7 protein-coding genes are annotated in these 6562 nt (G+C 74.5%); 2 read left to right on the top strand and 5 right to left on the bottom strand.

Translation table 11 applies throughout. The annotated features are described in order from the left end of the window. Positions 1–1165: MFS transporter (locus KS423_RS35040; RefSeq protein ID WP_224283784.1), on the bottom strand; the 1165-nt coding region annotated here is incomplete at its 3' end. A gap of 5 nt (positions 1166–1170) precedes the next feature. Continuing rightward, positions 1171–1350: a hypothetical protein gene (locus KS423_RS35035; protein ID WP_224283783.1), complete on the bottom strand. Its 180-nt coding sequence runs from the start codon at positions 1348–1350 to the stop codon at positions 1171–1173. Between the two features lie 237 nt (positions 1351–1587). Between KS423_RS35035 and KS423_RS35030 the strand changes: the two genes are divergently transcribed. Beyond that, entirely contained in the window at positions 1588–2325 is a 738-nt protein-coding gene (locus tag KS423_RS35030) for a cobalamin biosynthesis protein (RefSeq protein ID WP_224283782.1), read from the top strand. 31 nt (positions 2326–2356) lie between these two features. Continuing rightward, positions 2357–3403 carry an Rv2231c family pyridoxal phosphate-dependent protein CobC gene (gene cobC, locus KS423_RS35025; RefSeq protein WP_224283781.1) on the top strand — a complete coding sequence of 349 codons (1047 nt, stop codon included), beginning with the start codon at positions 2357–2359 and terminating at the stop codon, positions 3401–3403. Between the two features lie 31 nt (positions 3404–3434). On the opposite strand, the gene KS423_RS35020 is transcribed toward cobC, so the two are convergent. The 3 genes from KS423_RS35020 to glnII all read right to left on the bottom strand — a co-directional run bounded on the left by KS423_RS35020 (position 3435) and on the right by glnII (position 6282). Then, positions 3435–4265, bottom strand: a complete 831-nt coding sequence (locus tag KS423_RS35020) for an MOSC domain-containing protein (protein WP_224283780.1) — start codon at positions 4263–4265, stop codon at positions 3435–3437. 74 nt (positions 4266–4339) lie between these two features. Then, complete coding sequence (locus KS423_RS35015; RefSeq protein ID WP_224283779.1) at positions 4340–4918, bottom strand: hypothetical protein; 579 nt, start codon at positions 4916–4918, stop codon at positions 4340–4342. A gap of 341 nt (positions 4919–5259) precedes the next feature. After that, positions 5260–6282, bottom strand: a complete 1023-nt coding sequence (gene glnII, locus KS423_RS35010; protein WP_224283778.1) for a glutamine synthetase — start codon at positions 6280–6282, stop codon at positions 5260–5262. Between the last annotated feature and the right edge of the window lie 280 nt (positions 6283–6562).

Here is a 6562-nt window from a genome sequence, read left to right as displayed (position 1 = left end):
CCAGCGCCTGCCCGGTGCCGACCAGGGCGAGCCCGGCGCCGCGCTGCTCGGCCGGTACGGCGTCGGCGGCCGCGGCGGCGAGCACGCCGTCGGTGGCCGCGTAGAAGGTGCCGTGCAGCACCAGCACGCAGAGCACCGCCGGCAGCCCGCGCAGCGGCGAGAGCAGCAGCCCGTACCCGAGCAGCAGCACCCCGTGCCCGGCGAGGAAGAGCCGGTGGCGGCCGATCCGGTCGGCGAGCGCGCCGAGCGGGACGGCGAGCAGCAGGAAGGCGGCGGCGGTGCCCAGCGGCAGCAGTGGGAACAGGCCGACGGGCAGGTCCAGCCGGCGCTGGACGAGCAGGTAGAGGAAGGAGTCGCTGACGGTGGTGAGGCCGAGCAGGACGGAGCAGAACGTCAACCGGCGCAGCCCCGGCAGCCGCAGCAGGGTGAGGCTGTCGCGCAGCGAGGGCGCGGAAGTCGACAAGTCGTCACGCTGCTGCCGGTTCGGCACGAACAGCAGCAGGATCAGCACGCCGAGCGTCGCGACGCACGAGCTGACCGTGAACACCGCGTCGTAGCCGTGCCGTTCGCCGCCGTCGGCGAGCAGCGGGCCGCCGGCCAGCCGCAGCACCAGGAAGGCGGTGAGCGGGCCGAGCAGGGCGCCGGCCGTGTCCATCGCCCGGTGCACGCCGAACGCCCGGCCACGGTGGGCGGGTTCGGTGGCGAGCGAGATCATCGCGTCCCGGGGCGCGGTGCGCAGGCCCTTGCCGGTGCGGTCGACGGCGATCACGGCGCCGATCAGCGGCACGGTGTGGACGAACAGCAGCAGCGGGCGGCACAGCGCGGACAGCCCGTACCCGACGGCCGCGACGGCCTTGTGGCGGGCGGCTCCGTCGCGGCCGCGGCGGTCGGAGAGGTGGCCGCCGACCAGCCGGACCAGCGCGCTGAAGCCGTTCTGGATGCCGTCGAGCAGGCCGAAGCCGAGCGGGGAGAGGCCGAGGCCGGTGAGCAGGTAGAGGGGGAGGACGGCGGCGACCATCTCGGAGGAGATGTCGGTGACCAGGCTGACGGTGCCGAGGGCGACGACCGCCCCGGGCACGGCGCCCCGCCGCACCGGGCCGGCGGCCGGCGCAGCGGCAGCCGGCCCGGTGGGGGCCTTCGAACTGCGGGAGTCCGCGACGTACACGGGCGTCAGTTCCGGATTCCGGCGTTGTCGGCGGCGCCGGCGGAGTTGCCCGCGTGGGCGTTGACTCCGGCCAGGCCCTCCAGGGTGTGCAGCACGAGGGACGCGGAGGCGGACGCGGGGGTGCCGGGGGTGCCGGGGGTGCCGGGGGTGAGGGTCCCGGGGGCGCGCAGTCGTGCGAAGACCATGGGGTCCTCCGGATGTCGGGGCTTCCTGGGCGGGAGCGCCGAAAACAGTAGGAGCGCCGTGGTGTCGTGTACCGCACAACACAGGTGAAGAACAGGCGAACAGCTGCCGCGCACGGACGCACCGGCGGCGACGGGAACAGCGGCGGGAACGGCGTCGGATGTCACACCCGCCGCGATTGACCCGTTCCGGCCGGGCGTGGTGGGATCGCCGGAGCTCGGGACGAAAGGGTGCGGTACGTGAGCGGACTGGTCACCATCGTCCCGCGCACCCTGGTGGTCGGCATCGGAGCGAGCGGCGGCGCCGAACGGACCGAGGTGCTGCGGTTGCTGACGGACACCCTCCAGGGGGCCGGACTGGCCCGCTCCGCGGTCGCCCGGCTGGCCACCGTGGCGGGCAAGGCGGACCACCCGGCGGTGCGCTGGGCGGCGGACCGCCTCACCGGGGTGCCGGTGGACGAGCACCCGGCCGAGGTACTGGCGGACGTGCCGGTCCCGAACCCCTCCACCACGGTCAATACGGCCGTCGGCACCGCGAGCGTGGCCGAGGCGGCGGCGCTGGCGAGCGCTCCGGGCGGCCGGCTCGTGGTCACCAAGCGCAAGTCGGCGCAGGCCACGGTCGCGATCGCCCGGGCGGCGGTGCGCGGACGGCTCGTGCTGCTCGACCTCGACGCGTGCCCACCGGCACCGCGGGTACGGGCGGAACTGCGGCGCGCCTCGGCGGTCGTGGGCGCGCCCGCGGCCATCGACGCCGTGGCCGGCGCACTCCGGCCGGGAACCCGGCGGATCGCGGTGACGGACGGCGGGCCCCAACCACCGCTGGACGCCTTCGGCGGAGCGTTCGACCGCATCGGGGCGGCCGTCACCCTCGCCTCCCACGGCCACACCGTCGCACTGGTCACCTTCGGCGACGACCCGGTGGCCACCGTGCCACCCGGCCCGTACGAGCTTCGTCGCGTCCACCACCACCGGCCCTGACCACCCGAACCGCCCCGCAAGGAGACCCCGCGTGACCGCCCCCGAACCCGACCTGCGCCACCACGGCGACGCCGAGGTGCGCGCCGACGGGCTCGGCCTGGTCGACCTCGCCGTCAACGTCCGCACCGGCACTCCCCCGGCCTGGCTGCGCGAACACCTCGCGGCCACCCTCGGCGACCTCGCCGCCTACCCCGACCAGAGCGCCGCGCGCGCCGCGGTGGCCGCCCGGCACGCCCGCCCGCTCGGGGAGGTGCTGCTCACCTCGGGCGCGGCCGAGGCCTTCGTACTGCTGGCGCGCGTACTGACACCACGTCACATCGTCGTGGTGCACCCGCAGTTCACCGAGCCGGAGGCGGCCCTGCGGGACGCCGGACACCGGGTGCACCGGGTGCTGCTCTCGCCCGAGGACGGGTTCCGGCTGGGTACCGTCCCCGAGGAGGCGGACCTGGTCGTCCTCGGCAACCCGACCAACCCGACCTCCGTGCTGCACCCCGCCGAGGCCGTCGCCGCACTGGCCCGGCCGGGGCGCACCCTGGTGGTGGACGAGGCGTTCATGGACACCGTCCCGGGCGAGCGGGAGTCCCTCGCCGCCGTCCGGGACCTGCCCGGCCGGGTCGTCGTCCTGCGCAGCCTCACCAAGACCTGGGGCCTGGCCGGACTGCGGATCGGCTATGTGCTCGGGCCCGCACCGCTGATCGCCGACCTCGGTGCCGCCCAGCCGCTCTGGCCGGTCTCCACCCCGGCACTGGCCGCCGCCGAGGCGTGCAGCGGCCCGGCGGCACTCGCCGAGGCGGAACAGGCTGCGGCCGAACTGGCGCTCCGGCGCGCGCACTTGGTGAAGGGCCTGGCCACCTTCCCGTCGGTGCGGCAGTACGGCGAACCGGCCGCCTCCTTCGTCCTGGTACGGCTGCCGGACGCGGCGGCCGTCCGGCAGCGGCTGCGCGAGCACGGCTTCGCCGTCCGGCGCGGGGACACCTTCCCGGGCCTGGGCGAGGAGTGGCTGCGGATCGCCGTCCGGGACGAGGCGACCACCGACCGCTTCCTCAACGCCCTTGAGGCCGTGCTCGGTTCGGTGTGAGAGCAGGCTCGGCCGGGCGCACGGCCGGCGCTCAGTCCACCGTGAGCCGGTCCCCGGTCCGGATCGCGCCGGGCACCACCACCTGGGCGTACACCCCCGCGCAGGGCAGCGCCGGCATGCCCTCCAGCGGCACCACCCGGTTCTGCCCGGCCGGGATGCGCAGCGCCTCGGGGCGGCGGGGCAGCGCCCCGTGCCGCAGGGTGGGGACGGCGCAGCGCGGGGTGGGCGCGAGGACCCGCAGGCGCAGCGTCGGCCCGATCGCCAACTCCCGTCCCACCCAGGCGTTCTCGGCGTACCCCTCGCCTTCGGTGCGGACCACCAGGTTGGGCCGGTAGCGCTCGGCCGCGCTGCCGGTGGCGCGCAGCGTCGCGGTGGTGATCAGATGCAGCGGCGCGAAGTCGAAGAAGCCGCCGTCCGGTGCGGCGCGGCCCAACTCGTTGACGGTGAAGTCCGTTTCGGCCGCGATACCGCGGGCCAGCACCTCCTCCGGCACGGCCCGCTCGACGGTCGCGCCGGGCGGGCGCTCGGCGATCAGCACGACCTCGCGGCCGAGCGCCGCGGACAGCTCCTGCTCGTCCGTGCCACGTCCGTCCGGACCGGTGATCACCACGCCGCCGTCCGCCGTGGTCCTGGCCGTGTACCCCAGCAGGCCGGACCACAGCCGGGGCCGCTTGGCGCTGGCCACCCGGCCGGTGGCCAGGTCGAGCAGCGCCCGTTCCCGGTCGCCGGCCAGACCCCGGCCGGTCACCTCGGCCCGGTCCAGCTCCTCGCCGAGCAGCCCCTTCACCGGGTAGCGCCGCAGTCTTTCGACCGTGCCGGCCACCCGTCCTCCACCCGCTCCTGCCTCGGCCACGTCGGCCACCTGTCCTCCACCCGCTCCCGCCCCGGCCACGTCGGCCACCTGTCCTCCGCTCGTTCCCGCTGCGGCCACGCCCGTCACTCGTCCTCCGCCCATTCCCGCAGGGCCGCGAAGTGCAGCTCCCGCAGTCCGATCCGGGGGTCGACCCAGAGCGCCAGGCCCGGGCCCGGGTGGTTCGCCTCGATCCACGCGATGTCCTGCGGGCCGAGTTCGTCGTCCACCCAGACGAACGGGCGCCCGTCGGCCCAGGCGACCACGTCCCTGGTCTTCCAGTGCAGCCCGTCCGGGTCCTCCCCGAACAGGTCGGACCAGCGGATGTACGGCAGTTCGGGCAGGCCGATGTGCGGGCCTATGTGGGTGTTCGCCTCGCCCATCCACCCGGTGGCCCACACCAGTTCGTACGGCAGCGCCAGCAACTCCTCGCCGTGCGACGGGTTGAGCCAGACCCGCAGCGGCTTGACCCGGACGGCGGGCGGCTTGGCGTGCTTGGCCCGCGTGGCCTGCCGCGCCTGGACCGCCGCCAGGTGCTCCTGCTTCGCCACCCACCAGGCGGGGCGCAGACGGTGGGTGTCGTAGCCCTCGGGCCTCCGCTTCGGCGCGGCGTAGGGGTTGAGCGGTCCGTCCACGTCGAGGAGGAGCAGGGGCTGCTGGGTCATGCCATGAATTCTCGGTCCGGCGGGGGCGCTTGACCAGCGATTTGCAGGTCACGATCGGGCCCCCGCGACAGCCCGGTGCCGGCCGGATCCAGTGGATCTTCTCCCGGACCTGGGCCGGCGGTTCACCCCGGGTCGGGTGGACGTCCGCGTACCGGGCGTCCGTGTCCGGGAAGTCCCGCAGGCGCGCTGCTCGGCAGACTCCCCGCCGTTCACCACGTCGGGCAACAGCCGGTCAGGGCAGGGGCCGAGGCAGGGGCCCGGGAGTGACGGAACGCCCGCAGGCCCCCTCCCGGTGCGAGGGGGCCTGCGGGCGTCGTGCGTGTGCCGGATGCGGCGGTGGATCAGACCTGGCCGGCCTTCTCCAGGGCCTCGCAGCAGGTGTTGATCAGGAGCCGGGTGACGACGTAGGGGTCGACGTTGGCGTTCGGGCGGCGGTCCTCGATGTAGCCCTTCTTGTCCACCTCGACCTGCCACGGGATGCGCACGGAGGCACCGCGGTCGGAGACGCCGTAGCTGTAGACGTTCCACGGGGCGGTCTCGTGCTTGCCGGTGAGGCGGGACTGGATGTCGTCACCGTACTGGTTGACGTGCTCCAGCACCTTCTCCTGGGAGGCGCCGAGCGACTCGCAGGCGGTGATGATGGCGTCGTAGCCCTCGCGCATCGCCTTGGTGGAGAAGTTGGTGTGGGCACCCGCGCCGTTCCAGTCGCCGCGGGCCGGCTTGGCGTCGAGGGTGGCGTCGATGCCGAACTCCTCGGCGGTGCGGTAGAGCAGGTAGCGGGCGATCCACATGTCGTCCGAGACGGTCAGCGCGTCGACCGGGCCGATCTGGAACTCCCACTGGCCGGGCATGACCTCGGCGTTGATGCCGCAGATGGCCAGGCCGGCGCCGATGCAGCGGTCCAGGTGCAGCTCGACGATCTCGCGGCCGAAGACCTCCTCGGCGCCGACGCCGCAGTAGTAGCCGCCCTGCGGGGCCGGGTAGCCGCCCTCCGGGAAGCCGAGCGGGCGGGAGCCCTTGAAGAAGGTGTACTCCTGCTCGATGCCGAAGATGGACTCCTGCGCGGCGTACTTCTCCGCGACCTCGCGCAGCAGGGCGCGGGTGTTGGAGACGTGCGGGGTGCCGTCCGTCTCCAGGACCTCGCAGAGGACCAGGATGTGGTCACCACCGCGGATCGGGTCCGGCACGACCCGCACCGGGTCCAGCACGCGGTCCGAGGCGTGGCCCTCGGCCTGGCTGGTCGAGGAACCGTCGAAGCCCCAGGTGGGGATCTTGTCAGCGTTGGGCAGGACGCGAGTCTTGGAACGGAGCTTCGCGGTCGGCTTGGTGCCGTCGATCCAGATGTACTCGGCCTTGATTGCCACGGCTTGTCCCTCGCATTGCTGGGTGGTGGGTGCCCGCGTAGCGTTGCAAGCCGCCGTTTCCCGGTTGTTCCTCTCGTGTAACGCGCATGTGAACCAACCGTCCGCATTGGCACGGTCACGGTGCGGGAGTGCCGGGGGCGACACTCCCGCCGTTCCGGGTGCCGTCAGTGACGGCACCGGTGTGGTCAGTGACGACGGGCGTGCGCGGCGCGACGGCGGCGGGTGGCCCACAGGGCGGCCGCCCCGCCCGCGACCAGGGCGGCGGCCCCCGCGGCGAGCG

The organism is Streptomyces sp. LS1784 (assembly GCF_020103755.1).
In the GTDB taxonomy this organism is placed as follows: domain Bacteria; phylum Actinomycetota; class Actinomycetes; order Streptomycetales; family Streptomycetaceae; genus Kitasatospora.
Note: the sequence above shows the minus strand (reverse complement) of the source record. Positions and strands in the feature narration are given on the sequence as shown.